Annotated in this window: 15 protein-coding genes; 9 read left to right on the top strand and 6 right to left on the bottom strand. The window is 65.6% G+C overall.

From position 1 onward, the window contains the following. Nucleotides 1–123: 123 nt before the first annotated feature. Together ACEQZ0_RS03760 and ACEQZ0_RS03755 are read left to right on the top strand one after the other, a co-directional pair. Complete coding sequence (locus ACEQZ0_RS03760) at nucleotides 124–1,554, top strand: sodium-dependent transporter (protein WP_370188532.1); 1,431 nt, start codon at nucleotides 124–126, stop codon at nucleotides 1,552–1,554. A gap of 103 nt (nucleotides 1,555–1,657) precedes the next feature. Continuing rightward, nucleotides 1,658–3,226 (top strand): amino acid permease, encoded by a 1,569-nt coding sequence (locus ACEQZ0_RS03755; RefSeq protein WP_370189925.1) that lies wholly within the window; start codon nucleotides 1,658–1,660, stop codon nucleotides 3,224–3,226. Between the two features lie 75 nt (nucleotides 3,227–3,301). Here ACEQZ0_RS03755 and ACEQZ0_RS03750 read toward each other — a convergent pair whose 3' ends face one another. Beyond that, nucleotides 3,302–3,787, bottom strand: coding sequence for a pyridoxamine 5'-phosphate oxidase family protein (locus ACEQZ0_RS03750; RefSeq protein WP_370188530.1), 486 nt, complete (start codon nucleotides 3,785–3,787; stop codon nucleotides 3,302–3,304). A gap of 148 nt (nucleotides 3,788–3,935) precedes the next feature. Between ACEQZ0_RS03750 and ACEQZ0_RS03745 the strand changes: the two genes are divergently transcribed. From ACEQZ0_RS03745 to ACEQZ0_RS03715, 7 genes are all read left to right on the top strand, one after another. Continuing rightward, on the top strand, nucleotides 3,936–4,718 hold the full coding sequence (locus tag ACEQZ0_RS03745; RefSeq protein ID WP_370188528.1) for a hypothetical protein: 783 nt from the start codon (nucleotides 3,936–3,938) through the stop codon (nucleotides 4,716–4,718). 62 nt (nucleotides 4,719–4,780) lie between these two features. Next, complete coding sequence (locus tag ACEQZ0_RS03740; protein WP_370189923.1) at nucleotides 4,781–6,301, top strand: DUF6504 family protein; 1,521 nt, start codon at nucleotides 4,781–4,783, stop codon at nucleotides 6,299–6,301. A gap of 60 nt (nucleotides 6,302–6,361) precedes the next feature. Beyond that, on the top strand, nucleotides 6,362–7,603 hold the full coding sequence (locus ACEQZ0_RS03735) for a putative DNA modification/repair radical SAM protein (protein ID WP_370188526.1): 1,242 nt from the start codon (nucleotides 6,362–6,364) through the stop codon (nucleotides 7,601–7,603). Between the two features lie 232 nt (nucleotides 7,604–7,835). Next, nucleotides 7,836–9,287: a UdgX family uracil-DNA binding protein gene (locus ACEQZ0_RS03730; RefSeq protein ID WP_370188524.1), complete on the top strand. Its 1,452-nt coding sequence runs from the start codon at nucleotides 7,836–7,838 to the stop codon at nucleotides 9,285–9,287. Nucleotides 9,288–9,432: 145 nt separating this feature from the next. Continuing rightward, a complete protein-coding gene (locus tag ACEQZ0_RS03725; protein ID WP_370188522.1) occupies nucleotides 9,433–13,380 on the top strand; it encodes an error-prone DNA polymerase in 3,948 nt (1,315 codons plus the stop codon). Between the two features lie 11 nt (nucleotides 13,381–13,391). Next, entirely contained in the window at nucleotides 13,392–14,027 is a 636-nt protein-coding gene (locus ACEQZ0_RS03720) for a LysE family translocator (RefSeq protein WP_370188520.1), read from the top strand. Beyond that, the gene (locus ACEQZ0_RS03715) at nucleotides 14,024–14,749 is read left to right on the top strand and encodes an extensin family protein (protein WP_370188518.1); all 726 of its coding nucleotides are present in this window, start codon (nucleotides 14,024–14,026) and stop codon (nucleotides 14,747–14,749) included. The genes ACEQZ0_RS03720 and ACEQZ0_RS03715 overlap by 4 nt, the downstream gene beginning before the upstream one ends. Before the next feature lies 1 nt (nucleotide 14,750). On the opposite strand, the gene phoB is transcribed toward ACEQZ0_RS03715, so the two are convergent. From phoB to pstC, 5 genes are all read right to left on the bottom strand, one after another. Continuing rightward, complete coding sequence (gene phoB / locus ACEQZ0_RS03710) at nucleotides 14,751–15,437, bottom strand: phosphate regulon transcriptional regulator PhoB (protein WP_370188516.1); 687 nt, start codon at nucleotides 15,435–15,437, stop codon at nucleotides 14,751–14,753. A gap of 70 nt (nucleotides 15,438–15,507) precedes the next feature. Further along, entirely contained in the window at nucleotides 15,508–16,179 is a 672-nt protein-coding gene (gene phoU, locus ACEQZ0_RS03705) for a phosphate signaling complex protein PhoU (protein ID WP_370188514.1), read from the bottom strand. 13 nt (nucleotides 16,180–16,192) lie between these two features. Next, nucleotides 16,193–16,939 (bottom strand): phosphate ABC transporter ATP-binding protein PstB, encoded by a 747-nt coding sequence (gene pstB, locus ACEQZ0_RS03700; RefSeq protein WP_370189921.1) that lies wholly within the window; start codon nucleotides 16,937–16,939, stop codon nucleotides 16,193–16,195. Between the two features lie 38 nt (nucleotides 16,940–16,977). Further along, nucleotides 16,978–18,228 (bottom strand): phosphate ABC transporter permease PstA, encoded by a 1,251-nt coding sequence (gene pstA / locus ACEQZ0_RS03695; protein ID WP_370188512.1) that lies wholly within the window; start codon nucleotides 18,226–18,228, stop codon nucleotides 16,978–16,980. Then, nucleotides 18,221–19,606, bottom strand: a complete 1,386-nt coding sequence (gene pstC, locus ACEQZ0_RS03690; RefSeq protein ID WP_370188510.1) for a phosphate ABC transporter permease subunit PstC — start codon at nucleotides 19,604–19,606, stop codon at nucleotides 18,221–18,223. Before pstC ends, pstA begins: the two co-directional genes overlap by 8 nt. Between the last annotated feature and the right edge of the window lie 6 nt (nucleotides 19,607–19,612).

The following is a 19,612-nucleotide window of genomic DNA, read 5'->3' as shown; positions in this document are numbered from 1 at the left end:
TCCACTAGCAAGCGGGTGAAGGATGGCAAAGCGAAGCTTGGAATTGCCCGGGTTTGCGTGTTTAAGGGCGCCCCATGAAACACGGCGGCAAGCGCCGCGGCGCACGAGGGGAACAGGTTAGGCATGGTCGCAACTACGACTTCCACGGGAGAGGGCTGGTCCTCTCGCACGGCATTCATCCTGGCAGCGGTCGGCGCTGCCGTGGGACTGGGCAATATCTGGCGGTTTCCGACGCTTGCCGGAGAAAGCGGGGGCGGCGCCTTCGTCATATTCTATATCGCCTGCGTGTTCCTGCTCGGTTTGCCGCTGGTGCTTTCCGAAATCTTCATCGGGCGGGTGGGGCAGACCGATGCGGTCGGTTCGATCCGCCGCGTGGCGGCCCAGTCGCAATCGTCGCAGGGATGGTCGGTCTTCGGCGCGATCGGCGCGCTGGCGGCCTTCCTGATCCTGTCCTTCTATTCGGTCGTTGCAGGCTGGGTCCTCTATTATGCGGGAATCATGGGCGCCGATCTGCTTCAGGCGGTGATGGCAGGCGATCCCTTCCGCGGCGCATTGGCGGGCGAGAGCCAGGCGCAGATCCAGCAACGGCTCGGTGACATGTTCGCCAATCCCGGCCTGCTGATCACGATGCACTTTCTGTTCATGGGATCGACGCTCTACATCATCGCACGCGGAGTCCATTCGGGGATCGAAAAGGTCGCGACCTATCTCATGCCGGCCTTCTTCGTGCTGCTGGTCGGGCTCGTGATCTACGGTTCGATCGAAGGCGACATGGGCGGAGCGATCAGCTTCCTGTTCACCCCCGACTGGTCGAAGCTGACCCCGCAGGTCATGAACTCGGCGCTGGGACAGGCGCTGTTTTCGCTCTCGCTCGGGGTGGCGGGCCTGATCACCTATGGCTCCTATATCAAGGAAGGCAGCGGACTTGGCCCCACCTCGACGATGATTGCCTTCGCCGATACGGGCGTGGCCCTGCTGGCTGGCCTGATGATCTTCCCGGTGGTGCTTGCGGTGGGCCTCGACCCGGCCGCCGGGCCGACGCTGGTCTTCCAGACGCTGCCCTTCGCGTTCCAGACCATGCCCGCAGGCGCATTGTTCGGCTTCCTGTTCTTCGTCCTCATCCTGGTAGCGGCGATCACCAGCTCGATTTCGCTGCTCGAGGTGCCGACTGCCTATGGCATCGGCGAACATGGCTGGAGTCGCCCGAAGTCGGCGCTGATCTTCGGCGGCGGGGCCTTCCTGATCGGGATTGCGTGCCTGCTCGGCTACAATGTCTGGGCCGATGTACGTCCGCTGTGGTTCTGGCCCCTGTTCGAGAACACCGACATCCTCGACACGGTCGACGGCTTCACCGGCAAGGTGATGCTACCGCTCGGCGCGCTGCTGACGTCGATCTTCATCGGCTGGAAGACCGATGAGAACCTGCTGCGCACCACCACCGGCCTGTCGCCCTGGGCGTTCACCCTATGGCGTTTCCTGATCGCCTGGCTGTGCCCGCTCGCGGTCGCAATCATCCTCGTCACCGGGCTTTTCCCCGGCATTTTGGGGGCCTGATCCGAATTCGCTTTCACAGGGGCGGTTTGCGGCCTAACTAGCGCCGATCGGGCTGGCGGTGCGGGAAGGTCCCGTGGCGGGCCTGAAGGGAGAACCGCCCTCGATGATCTTCGGCAGGGTGAAGCCGCTCGACGCCATTCTGGCGACGGCGCAGAAGAAGTCGCTGCATCGCAGCCTCGGCTGGTTTCAGCTTACGTTGCTGGGCATCGGCTGCGTCATCGGTACGGGGATATTCGTCCTCACCGCAGTCGGCGCCCAGAAGGCGGGGCCGGGCCTGATGGTGGCCTTCGCGATCGCCGGCACGGTCTGCATCGTCGCTGCGCTTTGCTATGCCGAAATCGCTGCGATGATCCCTGTCGCCGGCAGTGCCTATACCTACAGCTATGCGACCATCGGCGAATTCTTCGCCTGGACGGTCGGTTGGGCGCTGATCATGGAATATGCGATCGCTGCGAGCGCGGTCTCGGTCGGATGGTCGGGCTATTTCAGCGGGACGGTCCTCGGCGGGTTGGGCATCAACCTGCCGCTATGGCTCAGCGCCGGTCCGCTGGCGCTGGGCGGCGTGGAAGGCGGGTTGATCAATCTGCCCGCATTGCTCATCGCGCTGCTCGTCACCGGCCTGCTGGTGATCGGCACCAGCGAAAGTGCCAAGGTCAATGCCGTGCTGGTGGCGATCAAGGTCACCGCGCTGACCGCCTTCGTCGCGCTGACGCTGACGAGCGCCGACTTCGATACCGGCCATTTCAATCCCTTCCTTCCCGCGGGCATCTTCGGCGGCTGGGGGACCGGGGTTGGCGCGGTCGGCGCCGCGGCGACGATGTTCTTCGCCTATGTCGGTTTCGACGCGGTCTCCACCGCCGCCGAGGAAACCATGGACCCGCAACGCAACGTGCCGATCGGGCTGGTCGCTTCGCTGCTGTTCTGCACCGTGTTCTATATTCTCGTCGCGGCGGGTGCGATCGGGACGCTCGGCGGGCAGCCGATCATGGACGCGATGGGCCTCCCGCTCGAAGCCGGTTCGCCCGAGCTGGCACGCCAATGCGCCTTACCACAGTTCGCCGATGCACTGGTCTGTTCGAACGAGCCGCTGGCGCATGTCCTCAAAGTGCTGGGCTTCACCGGCTTCGGCAATGCGATCGGGCTCGCGGCCTTCGTCGCGCTGCCCTCGGTCATCCTGGTGCTGATCTTCGGCCAGACGCGCATCTTCTTCGTGATGAGCCGCGATGGCCTGCTGCCCGAACGTCTCAGCCGGGTGCATCCGCGCTTCCGCACGCCGCACATCGTGACGATCATCACCGGCCTCGCGGTCGCCATCGGGGCGGCCTTTTTCCCTGTCGGGCAGCTCGCCGATATTTCGAATGCCGGAACGCTCTACGCCTTTTCGATGGTGGCGATCGCGGTGCTGGTGTTGCGGGTGAAGGATCCTGCCCGCAAGCGGCATTTCCGGGTGCCTCTGGTGTGGGTCATCGCACCCGCGACGATCGTCGGCTGCGTGCTGCTGTTCTTCAACCTGCCCACCGCGGCCATGTTGTTCCTGCCCGGCTGGGGACTGCTCGGCGTGGTGATCTACTTCGCCTACAGCCGCAGCCGCAGCCATCTCGGCAAGGGCATCGTCGAAGTGGTCGACGATGTTGCAGGCAAGGAGACCATGGTGCCGATGGCACCCAAGTAAGTTCCGGGGAGGCGATTGGAAAGGGCCGCTCCCGGTGGGGGCGGCCCTGTTCGTTTGATCGCGCTGTGCGTTGTATCAGATGTCGACCTTCTCGACGTGGCGTTTCTCGGCCTCGTCATGGACATTCATGCCGAGTGCCATCTTGGCGGTGTTGAGCAGGCCCAGGTCGCCGCTCCAGATTTCGGCATCGCCCAGGTCCATGCGCAGGAACAGGATGTCGGGATCATCCTTGCCGCCATCGTACCAGGCCTCGACGAAATTGTTCCAGAACTGGTCGAAGCGGTCGTTGCTGGTTTCGATCACCAGGCGGCCGGCGAAACGGGCGAAGATGTCGTGATCCTTGGCTGCGAAACTCGCCGTGACGCTACCCAGCTGTGCGAAGGCCGATTTCTTCTGGGTGAAGAACCAGATCGCGCTGTTGGCGTCCTTGTCGAGCTGCGCGGTCATCGGCACCGATGTGTCCGAGCGGCCGTCGAGTTCAAGGAAGAGGAAGGGCGACTCGGCGAGCGCCTCCCAGAATTTCTGTTTGAGCGCGTCAGGGTTGCCTTGCGAATATTTCATGGGTCGCAGCCTTTCGAATTGTGTCTTTTTTTCAAACGGCTGATCACCCTCCGGCGTTCCGCGGGATGCGTCGGAGCGAGGGCGGTGAAGGACGAATTGCGAATCGCTGTTGGATGGAACATAATGGGAACAAGAAAGTCGTCCCCCTATGCCTCACCCCGATCTCGCCTCGCTGCCACTTGCGGCCTTCGAAAACCTTGTCGCGCTTGGTCCGCAGCGTAGCGCGCGCTGGCGTCCCGGGCTGGCGGCGCAACAGGGCCTGGCGCTGCATAGCGAGATTTTCGCCTCCTCGCGTGATGGAGCGGGGGCGGCTGCCGCGCTCGCGCTGGCGTTCGACGACTGCCACAGCCTTCCGCGACCAGAGGCGAGCGAGGTGCAGGACCGCCGCAGCGTGCTGTGGGTCCAGACCCGCGAGGCGGCGCGGCGTGGGGGGCGTCCCTATCGCCCCGGGCTGCCCGAAGAACTGCAGGCGCGGGTTATTCATGTCTTGGCCGAAAGAGCCGAGGATGCGCTCTTCGCACTCGAAGAAGGGCTGCGCTGCCGCGAGCTCTGCTTCGTTCTGGGCGAGATCGCGGGCAATCCCCGCGCGCTCGATTTCACCGCCTCGCGCCGGTTGACGCTGGCAAGCGAACAGCACGGCGTGCCGCTGTTCCTCGTCCGGCTCGATGCCGCGCGCGATCTTTCCTCGGCACGGATACGATGGGAAGTCGCCTCGCTGCCGTCGCCCGCCCCGCGCTGGAATGCACAGACCCCCGGTTCGCCGCGCTGGCGGGCGGAGCTGTTCCGTGCGCGCGCCCATGCACCGGGCGAATGGGTGCTGGGCGAGGAAGGCGGCAGGCTCACCGCGGGCAAGGCGCGGGGCGAAACCGACAGGGCGGTTGCCGACTGGACGGCGGGATTGCGCCTGCGACGCCCGCTCCTCCGGGCGTGAGCGCAGAATCGGCGAGGGGGCCGTCTCGCCGCATCCTTTCGCTCTGGCTTCCCGCGCTGGCGATGGATCGCTGGCGCCTGGCGATGGCAGGGCGGGAGGATACCCCCGCTGCGGGGCCGCTGGTGCTGATTGCCGACACCGCCCACGGCCCGCGGATCGAAGCGGTCGATAGCGTCGCGGCGGCTGCGGGCGCGTGCAAGGGCATGATGCTCGCCGATGCGCGCACGCTGTGCCCCGGGATCACCACTGCCCCTGCCGATCCGGCGGGCGACCTCGCCTTCCTCGAACAGCTTGCTCTCTGGGCGCAGCGCTGGGGGCCGTGGTCCGCGCTCGATGCGCCGGAGGGACTGCTGGTCGATGTCACTGCCGTCCCGCACCTGTTTGGCGGCGAAGAGGCGTTGCTGGCCGATATCCATGCCGCCTTCGCCCGGCGCGGACTGACCCTGCGCGCAGCCATCGCCCCGACCGCCGGAGCGGCCTGGGCGCTGGCGCATTACGGTCCCGAGCGTGCGATCGTGGAGCAGCGCGAGGGGATCATGCGCGCGCTGGCCGAACTGCCGGTGGCGGCATTACGCCTCGACCAGGACGTGGTCACCGTGCTGCGCCGGCTCGGCCTCAAGCGGGTGGGCGATATCGCTGGCATCGAGGGAGGCGGGGGCGGGCGCGATGCGATCCAGCGGCGCTTCCGCAACCGCAGGTCGCCCGCGGCCAATCCGCTGGTCCGGCTCGACCAGCTGCTCGGTCGCGTGCCCGAACCGCTGCTGCCGGTGATCCCGCAGCTCCTGCCGCTGGTCCAGCGGCCGCTGCTCGAACCGATCCGGCACCGGCAGTTGCTCGACCGGGTGGTCGCCGATCTCGCCCGAGATATGGCGCGCGAACTCGAAGAGCAGGGGCAGGGCGCTCGGCGGCTCGAACTGGGTCTGTGGCGGGTCGATGGCGAGGTCGTCGTCCGGCGACTTGAACTGGCCGCCGCCACGCGCGATCCGGCGCATATACTGCGTCTCTTCGCCGCGCGGCTCGACGATGTCGATGCCGGTTTCGGGATCGAGATGCTGCGCCTGCGCGCCAGCTGGATCGAGCCGCTGGCGCTCGATCAGGGTGATATCGAGGCGCGCCCCGAAAGCCGCGGCACCAGCCTGGCCGCCTGCATCGACCGGTTGAGCGTACGGCTCGGGGCGAAGGCGGTCAGCCGACCGGTGCCCTACGCCAGTCACCTCCCCGAACGCGCGCAGCGCTGGCAGCCTCCTCTCGACCCCGAACAGAGTTCGCAAAGACTGTTGGAATTCCATTCCAGACCTCAGAAATTACTGGATAAACCAGAAAAGATTGCGGTTCTCTATGCCACCCCCGACGGCTATCCGCAGCGCTTCCGCTGGCGCGGTGAGGTGCATGATGTCGCGCGGGTCGAGGGGCCTGAACGCATTGCTCCCGAATGGTGGCGCGAACGCGGAACCGCACGGCTGCGCGACTATTACCGGATCGAAGACGGGCAGGGGCGGCGCTACTGGATCTACCGCCAGGGCCTGATTGGCGATGGCCGCGGGGGCGCGCCCGACTGGTATTTGCAGGGGCTGTACGCCTGAATCGCCAGCTCTGCATCATTCGATATTGGCAGTAGAGGATAAAGAACATATATAGAACAAATGGCCATGCTCTCCACTCTTCAGAAGCTCGAAATTCTCGCCGATGCGGCGAAATACGACGCCTCCTGCGCCTCCTCGGGAACGGCGAAGCGTAACTCGATGGGCGGCAAGGGCATCGGTTCGACCGAGGGGATGGGCATCTGCCACGCCTATGCGCCGGACGGGCGCTGCATTTCGCTGCTCAAGATCCTGCTGACCAATCACTGCGTGTTCGACTGCCATTACTGCGTCAACCGCAAGAGCTCGAATGTGGTGCGTGCGCGGTTCACCCCGCAGGAAGTGGTCGACCTCACGCTCGCTTTCTACCGGCGCAATTATATCGAGGGGCTGTTTCTCTCCTCGGGGATTGTGAAGAGCTCGAACCATACGATGGAACAGCTGGTAGAAGTCGCACGTATCCTGCGGGAAGAGCACGACTTTCGTGGGTATATCCATCTCAAGACCATTCCCGAGGCGGATGCCGAGATCGTCCACCAGGCGGGGCTCTATGCCGATCGCGTCTCGATCAATGTCGAACTGCCGACCGACAGCGGCCTGACCCGTCTCGCGCCCGACAAGGATGCGCGCCAGATCGAAGGTGCGATGGGGAGGGTCAAGAACGACATAACCGAGCTCAAGGACGCGTACAAAAGGTTCAAGCATGCCCCGCGCTTCGCCCCCGCGGGCCAGTCGACGCAGATGATCGTCGGGGCCGATGCCGCAACCGATGCCGATATCGTCGGTAAGGCCAGCCGGCTCTACGACAGTTTCGGCTTGCGGCGCGTCTATTACAGCGCCTTCTCGCCGATCCCCGATGCCAGCGCGGTGCTGCCGCTGAAGCGCCCGCCGCTGATCCGCGAGCACCGGCTCTACCAGTCCGACTGGCTGATGCGCTTCTATGGCTACAAGCCGGCGGATGTGATGCAGGCGACCGAGGCCGACGGGAACCTGCCGCTCGATATCGATCCCAAGCTCGCCTGGGCCTTGAAATTCCGCGAGGCCTTTCCGGTCGACGTCAACCGCGCGAGCAAGGAGCAATTGCTGCGCGTGCCGGGGCTGGGGGTGAAGGCGGTGGGCAAGATCTTGGCCAGTCGCCGGCACCGTTCGCTACGCCTCGACGATGTGGCGCTGCTGACCCAGTCGATCGCCAAGGTGCGACCCTTCATCTGCACCGTCGACTGGCGGCCGGTCACGCTGACCGATCGTGCCGACTTGCGCAGCCTGCTCGCGCCCAAATCGGAGCAGCTGGAGCTGTTCGCATGAGCGGGGATTTTTCACGCGGAGACGCGGAGGCGCGGAGTTTCGGGCGCTCACAGAGGCGCAGAGGCGCAGAGGGGTTTCACCGCGAAGCGGCCATACTGCGAGAAAGCGCCGGGAAGCTTGAGTGCGGCTGCGCCGCAGGAGTACCCTCTTCGTGCCTCTGTGCCTCTGTGAGCGAAAATTCTCTTCTCCGCTTTTCCGCGCCTCCGTATGGCCCCCTGGCCGGAGGCCGGACATGAGCGCGCTCCCGCAGGCCCGGCTCGCCAGCCATTACGTGGTGCACCTGCCCGAGCCCGACGATTTCGACTTCTGGCGCGAGCGGGCGCGGGCGCTGGTCCAGTGCGGGGTCGCGCCCGAACATATCGCTTGGGTCGAGCCGGGGGGTAGCGGCGATCTCTTCGCTGCCTCGGCCGCGCCGGGGGACGAGCACTCTCTGCCCGTGCCGCCCGCGGATGCCCGCCCGGTGCGCGCCAATCGCCGCTTCGTGAGCCTGGCGAGGAACGCCGCGCTCCATTCGGACCCCGAGCGGTTCGCGCTGCTCTACCGCCTGCTATGGCGGCTGCAGGCCAATTCGCGGATGATGGAGGACAAGGCCGATCCTGACGTGCGGCGAGTGGAAGAACTCGACAAGAACGTGCGGCGCGACAGCCACAAGATGCACGCCTTCGTGCGCTTCCGCCTGGTGGAAACCGAAGATGAGGAGGCAGGCGAGCACTATATCGCCTGGTTCGAGCCCGAGCATCACATTCTGCGCGCCAATGCGGGCTTCTTCATGCGCCGCTTCGCCAATATGCGCTGGTCGATCCTGACCCCGCGCGGCAGCCTCCACTGGGACGGCACAACCATGTCCGAAGGCCCGCCCGCGCAGCGTAGCGATGCGCCCGGCGGCGATCCGATGGAGGACCTCTGGCGCAGCTATTACGCCTCGATCTTCAACCCCGCACGGCTGAAGATCGGGGCCATGCTGAAAGAGATGCCCAAGAAATACTGGAAGAACATGCCCGAGGCCGCGCTCATTCCCGAACTGATCGCGGGCGCACAGACCCGCGAGGCCAGCATGGTCGAAAAGGGCGCGCTCGAATTCGAGGAACGGCCCGAAACGCTGGCGGCGATCGACAAGGCGATCCACGCCTGTCGCAAATGCCCGATCGGCCAGCTCGACAACCACGCGGTGATGGGCGAGGGGCCGCAGGATGCGGCTTTGATGATCGTCGGCGAACAGCCGGGCGACCAGGAGGACCAGGCGGGTCGTCCCTTCGTCGGGCCTGCCGGGCAATTGCTCGACGCGCATCTCGAACAGGCCGGGATCGACCGGCGCGACGCTTACGTCACCAATGCGGTGAAGCATTTCAAATATGTCCAGCGCGGCAAGCGGCGGCTGCACCAGAACCCGGGCGCGAAGGAGATCGACACCTGCCGCTGGTGGATCGAGAGCGAGCGCGCGCTGGTGCAGCCGAAACTGGTGCTGGCGCTGGGCGCCAGCGCGGCGCGCGGGATGCTGGGCAAGACGGTAAGCATCTCGAAGGTGCGCGGCAGCCCCATCCCGCTCGAGGACGGCAGCGAACTGTGGGTCACCGCGCATCCTTCCTACCTGCTGCGGCTCGAGGGCGCGGCGCGCGAAGAACAGGCGCGGCGCTTCGACGCCGATCTTGCCGCGGTGCGCGCGCGGCTGAGCGAGCTGGCATGACGGGCCTCCCCCCGAGGGGGAGGGGGACCATCCGCAGGATGGTGGTGGGGCACGCTCATACGGCTCGGTACTTCGTGGTTCGAAGCCACCGCTGGTGCCCCTCCACCGTCTTCGACGGTTCCCCTCCCCGTGTCGGGGAGGTCTGATGCCCGAGAACGACCATCAGATACCCAAGCGGACGATCGCGCTCGATCCGGCGACGATAGACGCGCCGCCGCGCAGCCCCTTTGTCGAGCTCGGTCTCGTCTCCTGCTTCAGCTTCCTGCGCGGAGCATCGGATGCGGTCGACCTCGTGCTGCAGGCGCGCGCGCTCGGCTATGATGCGATCGGAATTGCCGATGCCAATAGCATGGCCGGCGTGGTGCGCATCCATAGCGAGGCAAAAACGCTTAAATTGAAGCCGGTTATCGGATGCAGGATAGAAACGGTCGAAGGGCTGGCCTTCCTCGCCTATCCGCGTGACCGCGCCGCCTATGGCCGGCTCTGCCAGCTGATCTCGGCCGGGCGCATGCGCAAGCCCGGTGGCGAATGGCAGGACAAGGGCACCTGCGAAATCACCCTCGCCATGCTCGCTGCGCATGCCGAGGGTGTGCAGCTGGTCCTGCTCCCGCCGCGCGATCTCGACCAGCGCTTTACGATTGCGGTGGAGAGCAATGTGGTCCCGTTTCCGCTGAAGGGGTCACGCGGAGAGGCGGAGACGCAGAGGTTTTCGGGACGCTCACAGAGGCACAGGGGCACAGAGGTGTTTCGCCGCGAAGCGGCCATTCTGCCAGAAAGCAATGCCGGGAAGCTTGAGTGCGGCTGCGCCGCAGGAGCACCCTCTCCGTGCCTCTGCGCCTCTGTGAGCGAAAATTCTTCTCTCCGCGGCTCCGCGTCTTCGCGTGAAATCACGCAGCCTTTCGACACTCTCCTCCCGCAACTGGCCGCGCAATTGCCGACGCTGCGCCATATCGCGGCGAGCTATCTCTATACCGACAGCGATGTGGCCCGGATCGAGCGGCTCGATGCGCTGGCGCGCGCGAATGGCCTCTCGATCCTCGCGACCAACGACGTGCATTACGCGACGCCCGACAGGCGCCCGCTGCAGGACGTGATGACCGCGATCCGGCACAAGACCACGGTTGCGGCTGCGGGGCACCTGCTCCACGGCAATGGCGAGCGCTACCTCAAGCCGCCAGCGACCATGGTCAAGCTGTTCGAGCGCTGGCCGCATGCCATCGCCGCGACGCGCGAAGTGGCCGATGCCTGCACCTTCAGCCTCGACGAACTGCAATATGAATATCCTCAGGAAATCTATCCCGAGGGACTGACGCCGCAGCGTCATCTCGAAAAGGAAGTCTGGAAAGGTGCAAAGAAATTTCGCTACCCCAAAGGGTTACCGCATCATGTCGAGAAAACGCTCAAACGCGAGCTGAGACTGATCGGTGAGCTTGAACTGGCGCGCTACTTCCTCACGATCAAGGAGATCGTGGACTATGCCCGCAGCCAGGGCATTTTGTGCCAGGGGCGCGGTTCGGCGGCCAATTCGGCGGTGTGCTTCTGCCTCGGCATCACATCGGTCGATCCGGCCAAGCACCAGCTGCTGTTCGACCGATTCATTTCCAAGGAACGTCGCGAACCACCCGATATCGACGTCGATTTCGAGCACGAGCGGCGCGAGGAGGTGATCCAGCACATCTATGAGAAGTACGGTCGCGATCGCGCGGGTCTGTGCGCGACGGTGATCCACTACCGACCGCGCATGGCAATCCGCGAGGTGGGCAAGGCGATGGGGCTGTCGGAGGACGTCACGGCGGCGCTTGCCCGCACCGTATGGGGTTCGTGGGGCAAGAATATCGATGAGCGGCACATCCGCGAGGAAACCAGCCTCGACCTGGCCGATCCGCATCTGCGCCGGGTACTCAGGCTGACCGAGCAGATGATCGGAATGCCCCGCCATCTCAGCCAGCATGTCGGGGGCTTCATCCTCACCGACGGCCCGCTGACCGCAACCGTGCCGATCGGCAATGGCGCGATGCCCGATCGCAGCTTCATCGAATGGGACAAGGACGACCTCGACGATCTCGGCATTCTCAAGGTGGATGTGCTCGCGCTCGGAATGCTCACCTGTATTCGCAAAGGCTTGAAACTGCTCGAGGACCATCATGGGCAGGCCTATGATTTGGCCAGTGTCCCGCGCGAGGATCCGGCGGTCTACGACATGCTCTGCAAGGGCGATTCGCTGGGTGTGTTTCAGGTCGAAAGCCGTGCACAGATGAACATGCTCCCCCGGCTCAGGCCGCGCGAATTCTACGATCTGGTGGTCCAGGTGGCGATCGTTCGCCCGGGGCCGATCCAGGGCGACATGGTCCATCCCTATCTCAAGCAGCGCCGCCGGGCGCGCGAGGGAAAGACCGATTTCAACCTTCCCTCGCCATCGCCCGAACATGGCCCGGCGGACGAGCTCTCCTCGATCCTCAGGCGCACCTATGGAGTGCCGATCTTCCAGGAGCAGGCGATGAAGATCGCGCTCGACGCGGCCAAGTTCTCGCCCGCGGAGGCCAACCGGTTGCGCAAGGCCATGTCCACTTTCCGCAGCCGCGGGATGGTGCACGAACATCAGGAGATGATGGTCGGGCGCATGATCGCGCGAGGGTACGATCCGGCCTTTGCCGAGCGGTGCTTCGACCAGATCAAGGGGTTCGGCGAATACGGCTTTCCCGAAAGCCACGCCGCCAGTTTCGCGCATCTGGTCTATATCTCGAGCTGGATGAAATGCCACTATCCGGCGGCCTTCGCCTGCGCGCTGCTCAATTCGCAGCCGATGGGCTTCTATGCCCCGGCGCAGATCGTCCGCGATGCGGCGGAGCATGGCGTCACGGTGCTGCCCGCCGACGTCAATCTGTCCGATTGGGATTGCACGCTGGAGGAGATCGGACAGGGCGCTTCACGCGGAGACGCGGAGGTGCGGAAAGACAATTTTTCGCTCACAGAGGCACAGAGGCACGGAGATGATGAGCCCGCGGCGGAGCCGCACTCAAGCTGCGAGGCATCGCTTTCTGGCAGAATGGCCGCTTCGCGGCGAAACTCCTCTGTGCCCCTGTGCCTCTGTGAGCGTCCCGAAAACCTCCGCGTCTCCGCGTCTCCGTGTGAGTCCCATCTCAACCGTAACCGGCCAGTCGCGCTGCGGCTCGGGCTGCGGCAGGTCGACGGGCTGCCCGAGGCGGTGGCGGCACGGCTGATTGCCGCGCGCGAGACGGGCGGGGCCTATGCCGACGTCACGGCGTTGCGCGACCGTGCCCGCATTGCGCCCGCGCAGGTCGAGCGGCTCGCCAGCGCCGATTGCTTCGGCTCGATCGGCCTCTCGCGGCGGCAGGCGCTGTGGGATGCACGCAGCCTGATCGCGGTGCCCGAACTGCCGCTGTTCGCCGCCGCCGCCGCGCGCGAGGAAGGTGCCGAAACCTCTCCCGCCGCACTGCCTGCCATGCCGCTTTCGGAAGAGGTCGTGGCGGATTACCAGACGACCCGCCTGAGCCTGAAGGCACATCCGATGTCCTTCCTGCGCGAGGGGCTGACCGAGCGCGGTTTCGTGCGTGCCTGCGACTTGCGCACCCGCAAGTTCCGCTCCACCGTCCAGGTCGCCGGCGTGGTGCTGATCCGCCAGCAGCCGGGCAGCGCCAAGGGTGTGTGTTTCATCACGCTCGAGGACGAGACCGGAGTCGTCAATCTGGTTGTCTGGCCCGATCTCAAAGAGCGGCAGCGCAAGGTGGTGATGGGGGCCCGGCTGATGGAGGTGCGCGGGCGGGTAGAGTATGACGAGGAGGTGATCCATGTGATTGCGCAGCACATGGAGGATGCGTCGAACCAGCTGTACCGCCTGTCGGACGACATGCTCGATGCACCGGTCGCGCGCGCCGACCACGTGATCTCGCCGCTGCCGGACAAGCCCAGTTCGAGGGATCGTCTGCGGGAGGGCAAGGAGGCTCCAAACACGCCGGTCGAGCCTTGGGAAGAACCGCCGCCGGGCAATCGCGAATGCGGGTGGTTCGGACCCAGCGCGGGCGGGCATCCGCGCGATGTGCGGATCATTCCCCCGAGCCGCGACTTCCACTAGGGGCTGGCCCCATGATCGACGCCGAGAAACTCGCCGCCTTCGCGCTGGTGACCGCCGCCACCAGCCTGATCCCGGGGCAGTCGATGCTGTTCGTCATGGGGCAGGCGATCTGGCGCGGGGCGCGATCGGGCTGGGCGGCGCTACTCGGCATGCAGATCGGCTATATCGCCTGGTGGGTGCTCGCCGCCTTCGGGCTGGGGACGCTGGCGAAGGCCTATCCGCTCGCCTTCCACCTGCTCGCGCTGGCAGGCATCGCGTATCTCGCCTGGCTCGGCGTGGCCGCGATCCGCCATTCCTTCCATCCGCTCGACGATCCGGCGAGACCCGCGCGCGAGCTCTCGCGCCATGCCTTTCGCGACGGAATTTTCGTGGCCATCGGCAATCCCAAGTCGCTGATCTACATGGTCGCGATCATCCCGCCTTTCGTCGATGCCTCGGCGCCGGTGGGCTGGCAGATCCTCGTCCTTGCCGCGGTGGCGCTGGTGATCGACCTCGCAATCGGCGCGCTCTACATCGGGGCGGGGCAGAGCCTCGCCAGCGTGATGCAACGCGCCGCCGCGCGCCGCTGGATCGACCGCGTCATCGGCGCGCTGTTCCTGACGATTGCGACGCTGGTCCTCAGCGAACTGCTGGAGAGCGGCGTGTGACACGGGTCATATCGCGGCACATCGGAACCTTCGGGAGCGACAGGCGCGCCGCCCTGCTGCTCGTCCTGCTTGGCGTGTTGCTGACCGGGCGGGTGTGGCTCGCCGAGCACCCCGAACACGATCCCTGGGCCCCGCTCGACCTGCGCGATCCGCCCGGATGGGCGACCGAGGCCAAGCTGCTCGCGCTGCGCGACGATGTTCGCGCATGCCGCGCCGTGCTCGACCGCAGCGGCATCGCCCACGAGGCGCTCGCACCTGCCGGGGAGGGGGCCTGCCGCCGCGAGGACCGGACGCGGCTCGGCGACTACCCGCTGGCGCCCGACACGCCTGCGGTCACCTGTCCCGCTTCGATCGCCCTGCTGATGTGGCAACGCGACGTTCTGGACCCGGCAGCGCAGGCGAGCTTCGGATCGCCGATAGCGCGGATCGAGCATCTCGGCGCCTATGCGTGCCGCCGGCTCTATGGCCGCGATTCAGGTCCCTGGAGCGAGCATGCGACGGCCAACGCCATCGATATCGCGGGTTTCGTGCTCGAGGACGGAACGCGCATCAGCGTGCTGCGCGACTGGGAAGGCGAGAGCGCGAAGGCGCGGTTCCTGCGCAGCGTGCGCGACGGTGCTTGCGACAGCTTCGCCACGGTCCTTTCGCCCGACTACAATGCAGCGCATGCCGACCACCTGCATCTCGACATGAGCCCGCGCTGGCGCGGGGTCTGTCGCTAGATCACGCCTCGAGCGAATAGCCCGCGCTGCGGACGGTGCGGACCGGATCTTTCGCGCCTTCGATCTCGATCGCCTTGCGCAGCCGGCGGATATGGACATCGACCGTGCGCAATTCGATCTCGCTCTCGGTGCCCCAGACGCCGTCGAGCAGCTGGCCGCGGCTGAACACGCGACCGGGGCTTTCCATGAAGAATTTGAGCAGGCGGTATTCGGTCGGCCCGAGCTGCAGGGTGCGGCCACGGCGGGTGACCTTGTGCGCGACCGGGTCGAGGACGATGTCGCCGACCTCGATGCTCTCGCCGGCCAGCGCCGGGCGGATGCGGCGCATGACCGCGGCCACGCGGGCGAGCAATTCGCGCGGGGAGAAGGGCTTGGTGAGATAGTCGTCGGCGCCGGTATCGAGCCCGCGCACGCGGTCGTCCTCCGCCTCGCGCGCGGTCAGCATGATGATCGGGACGTGCGCGGTGTCCTTGTCGCGGCGCAGGCGGCGACAGACCTCGATCCCGCTGGTGCCCTCGATCATCCAGTCGAGGATGACGAGATCGGGCACGTCCTCGGCCGCCAGAAGCAGCGCCTCGTCGCCGTCGGCGGTGGTGCGAACCTGGTAGCCTTCGTTGGCGAAACGGTATTCGAGCAGTTCGGAGAGGGCGGGATCGTCCTCTACCAAGAGCAGTTTGGCTGCGTGCAAGTCCTTGCCTTTCCGGGAATTGTCCATCTCGGTCGACAAGGCTTTATGACCCTCGCGCTACAGTTTCGTGTCAGCCGTCATCATCGACCGGATAAGTACCGGTCGCCGCGAAATGCACCATTTCGGCGACATTCGTGGCATGATCGCCGATGCGCTCGAGATTGCGCGCGATGAACAGCATCTGCGCCGCACTCGAAATGGTCGAAGGATTTTCGACCATATGGCTGACAAGGTTCCGGAAGATCGAGTTGTAGAAGGCGTCGACCTTCTCGTCCGCCGCGATCACCTCGCGCGCCAGCTCGGCATCGCGCGCGGCATAGGCGGTGAGCACGTCGTGGACCATTTCGGCGGCGACATCGGCCATGGCGGGAAGCAGGGTGAGCGGCTCGAACTGCTTGCGGTTGGCGCCGATCTCCTTGCTCGCCTTGGCGATGTTCTTCGAATAGTCGCCGATGCGTTCGACCACGCCGGCGATCTTGAGCGCGGCGATCACCTCGCGCAGGTCGTCCGCCATCGGCGCGCGTAGCGCGATGATCCGCACAGCAAGCTTGTCGATCTCGCTTTCGAGCGCGTCGATCTGCTTGTCGCCCTTGACCACCTTGTCGGCGAGATCGTCGTCGCCCTTGACCAGCGCTTCGAGCGACTGAGCGATCGCGGCCTCCGACAGTCCGCCCATCTCGGCGATCAGGCCGCGCAGGCGGGTGATGTCTTCGTCGAAGGCCTTAACGGTATGTTCGTGCATGGAATTCATGGCCTTATCCGTAGCGTCCCGTGATGTAATCCTGGGTGCGCTGTTCGAGCGGATTGGTGAATATGTCAGATGTCCGGCCATATTCCACCATTTTCCCGAGGTGGAAGAAGGCGGTACGCTGGCTGACGCGGGCGGCCTGCTGCATCGAGTGAGTCACGATGACGATCGCATAGCGGCCGTTCAGTTCTGCGATCAGTTCCTCGATCTTGGCGGTCGCGATGGGGTCGAGCGCCGAACAGGGTTCGTCCATCAGGATGACCTCGGGATCGACCGCGATCGCACGGGCGATGCACAGGCGCTGCTGCTGCCCGCCCGAGAGCGCGGTGCCGCTGTCCTGGAGGCGGTCCTTGACCTCTTCCCACAGGCCGGCGCGCTTGAGCGACTTCTCGACGATCGCGTCGAGTTCGTCCTTGCCTTCCGCGAGGCCGTGGATCTTCGGACCGTAGGCGATGTTCTCGTAGATCGACTTGGGAAAGGGGTTGGGCTTCTGGAACACCATGCCGACGCGCGCGCGCAGCTGGACGACGTCCATGCCCGAGCGGTAGATATCCTGGCCGTCGAGCTCGATCGCGCCTTCGACGCGCGCCGAGGGGATGGTGTCGTTCATCCGGTTGAGCGTACGCAGGAAGGTCGACTTGCCGCAGCCCGAAGGACCGATGAAGGCGGTGACATATTCGGTCGGGATATCGATCGAAACCTCGTCGATCGCCTTCTTGTCCCCGTAGAACACGGAAACGTCCCTGGCGCTCATCTTGGCTTCGACGTTCTCAAGGTTGGAGTGGACTACGGTCACCAGGTCTTCTCGAATTTGTTACGCAGGTAAATGGCGAGCCCGTTCATCACGAGCAGGAACAGCAATAGCACGATGATCGCCGCGCTGGTGCGCTCGACGAAACCGCGATCGATTTCATCCGACCACAGGAAGATCTGCATCGGCAGCACCGTCGCCGGCGAGGTAAAGCCGTCGGGCGGGGTGGCGACAAAGGCGCGCATGCCGATCATCAGCAGCGGGGCGGTTTCGCCCAGCGCGCGCGCCATGCCGATGATGGTACCGGTGAGGATTCCGGGCAGCGCCAGCGGCAGCACGTGGTGGAACACCACTTGGACGGGCGAAGCGCCCACCGCCAGCGCGCCGTCGCGAATGCTCGGCGGCACAGCCTTGATCGCATTGCGCCCGGCGATGACGATTACCGGCATGGTCATCAGCGCCAGCGTCATCCCGCCGATCACCGGAGCCGAACGCAGGTTCGGGAACAGAGTGAGGAAGACGGCGAGGCCGAGCAGGCCGAAAATGATCGAAGGCACCGCGGCGAGATTGTTGATCGACAGTTCGATCATGTCGGTCCAGCGGTTCTTCGGCGCATATTCCTCGAGATAGAGCGCGGCGAGCACGCCGATCGGGAAGGCCAGAAGCAGCGTGACCAGCATGGTCAGCATCGAGCCCTTCAGAGCCCCCCATATGCCGACCTGCTGCGGATTGGTGGCATCCGAGCGCGACAGGAAGCCGGGGTCGAAATTCTTGGCGATCCGCCCCTCGGCGTAGAGGCGCTGGGCGAGCGCCTGCATCTCGGGCGAGCCTTCGCCTTCGTATCCCGAGGCGAGATCGGCCGAAGCGGGCAGCGAGAAGGTCGCCTTTTCGTGCAGGATGGACGGATCGGCGATGATCGCGGCGGCGACATCGCGCCAGGCCTGCCCGCCCAGCTCGCTGGCGGCCTCTTCGCCGAGTTCCTGCTGTGCGTAGAACTGGACCACGTCACGCAGTCCTTGCGCCTCGAGTGCCTGCACCGCGCCCGTTTGCTGCATTGCCGCCGGATCGGCGGCGATGCCCGCTTCGCTGAGGTCGATGGGAATTTCCAGCTCGACGCGCTGGAAGCCGCCGATCCCGTTCAGCACCATCGTGCCGAGCAGGAACACCAGTACGGCGACAGAGAACAGGATCGCGCCCAGGCCGAGCGCCCGGAAGCGCCGCTCGGCGGCGTAGCGCTTCTTCAGCCGGGCCTCGAAGGCGGGGGTGCGTGTGGGGGCGATGCGCTCAGTCATAAGCTTCGCGATACCTTTTGACGACACGCAGCGCGACGAAGTTGAGGCCGAGCGTGACGAGGAAGAGAACGAAGCCCAGGGCGAAGGCGCTGAGCGTCGCCGGATGGTCGAAACTGCCCTCGCCGGTCAGCATGGCGACGATCTGGACGGTGACCGTGGTCATCGCCTCGAGCGGGTTGGCCGACAGATTGGCGGCGGTGGACGCGGCCATCACCACGATCATGGTTTCGCCGATCGCGCGGCTGACCGCGAGCATAATGCCGGCGACGATCCCGGGCAGCGCGGCCGGTACGAGCACGCGGCGGATGGTCTCGCTCTTGGTCGCGCCCATCGCCAGGCTGCCGTCGCGCATGGCCTGCGGAACGGCGGCAATGCTGTCGTCGGCCATCGAGGATACAAAGGGGATGATCATCACGCCCATGACGAGGCCTGCGGCGAGCGCGCTTTCGCTCGAGGGATTGTTTGCGCCGAGCGATAGCGCGATATCGCGGATCGCGGGCGCGATGGTGAGCGCGGCGAAATACCCATAGACCACGGTGGGAACGCCGGCGAGAATTTCGAGCGCGGGCTTGATCCACTTGCGCAAGGTGGGATTGGCATACTGCGTGAGATAGATGGCGCTCATCAGTCCCAGCGGGATGGCGACTATCATGGCGATGATCGCGCCGATGAACAGCGTGCCCCAGAACAGCGGGATCGCACCATAGCGGCTACCATCGGGGTTGGCGGCATTGGCCATGGGATCTGGGCCCCAATGCGTGCCGAAGAGGAAGTCGAGCGGCGAAACCATGCCGAAGAAGCGTACGGTTTCGAATACCAGGCTGGCGAAAATGCCGATCGTGGTGAGGATCGCCACGAGCGAGGCGCCGAGAAGAATCGCCATCACGATCCGCTCGACCCGCGTGCGGGCTGCGAAATCGGGCTTCAGCCGGAGGAAGGCGAAGGTGCCGCCGGCAAAGGCGATCAGCAACGCCACGACGATGCCGATCACGTTATAATGCGCGAGCGCATCGCGATAGGGTTCGACCAGCGCGGCTGCCTGGGGATTGAATACCGCCTGTGACGCACCGGCTGCGACCGCGCGGGCTTCGTTGAGCATGGTCTGCCGCTGGAAGCCGAACTCGGGCAGCTCGGCCGCGGCGGGGCTGGCAAGTACTTGCTGCGTGACGAGGCCGGGCGCGATTGCGCTCCACAGCGCGATGAAGGCTGCCATGGGCAGCACGATCCACAGCGCGACATACCACGCGTGATAGGTCGGCAGGCTGGGCAGCCGGCCGTCGGCGCTCTCGCGCCGGAAGGTCCATGCACGCGCACGAGCCGCCAACCATCCGGCGAGCCCGAGCCCGAGGGCCAGGAGGAACAGGATGGCTGGCGACATGCGTTA

Origin of the sequence: Qipengyuania sp. (assembly GCF_964227205.1) — a bacterium.
Classification (GTDB): domain Bacteria; phylum Pseudomonadota; class Alphaproteobacteria; order Sphingomonadales; family Sphingomonadaceae; genus Qipengyuania.
Note: the sequence above shows the minus strand (reverse complement) of the source record. Positions and strands in the feature narration are given on the sequence as shown.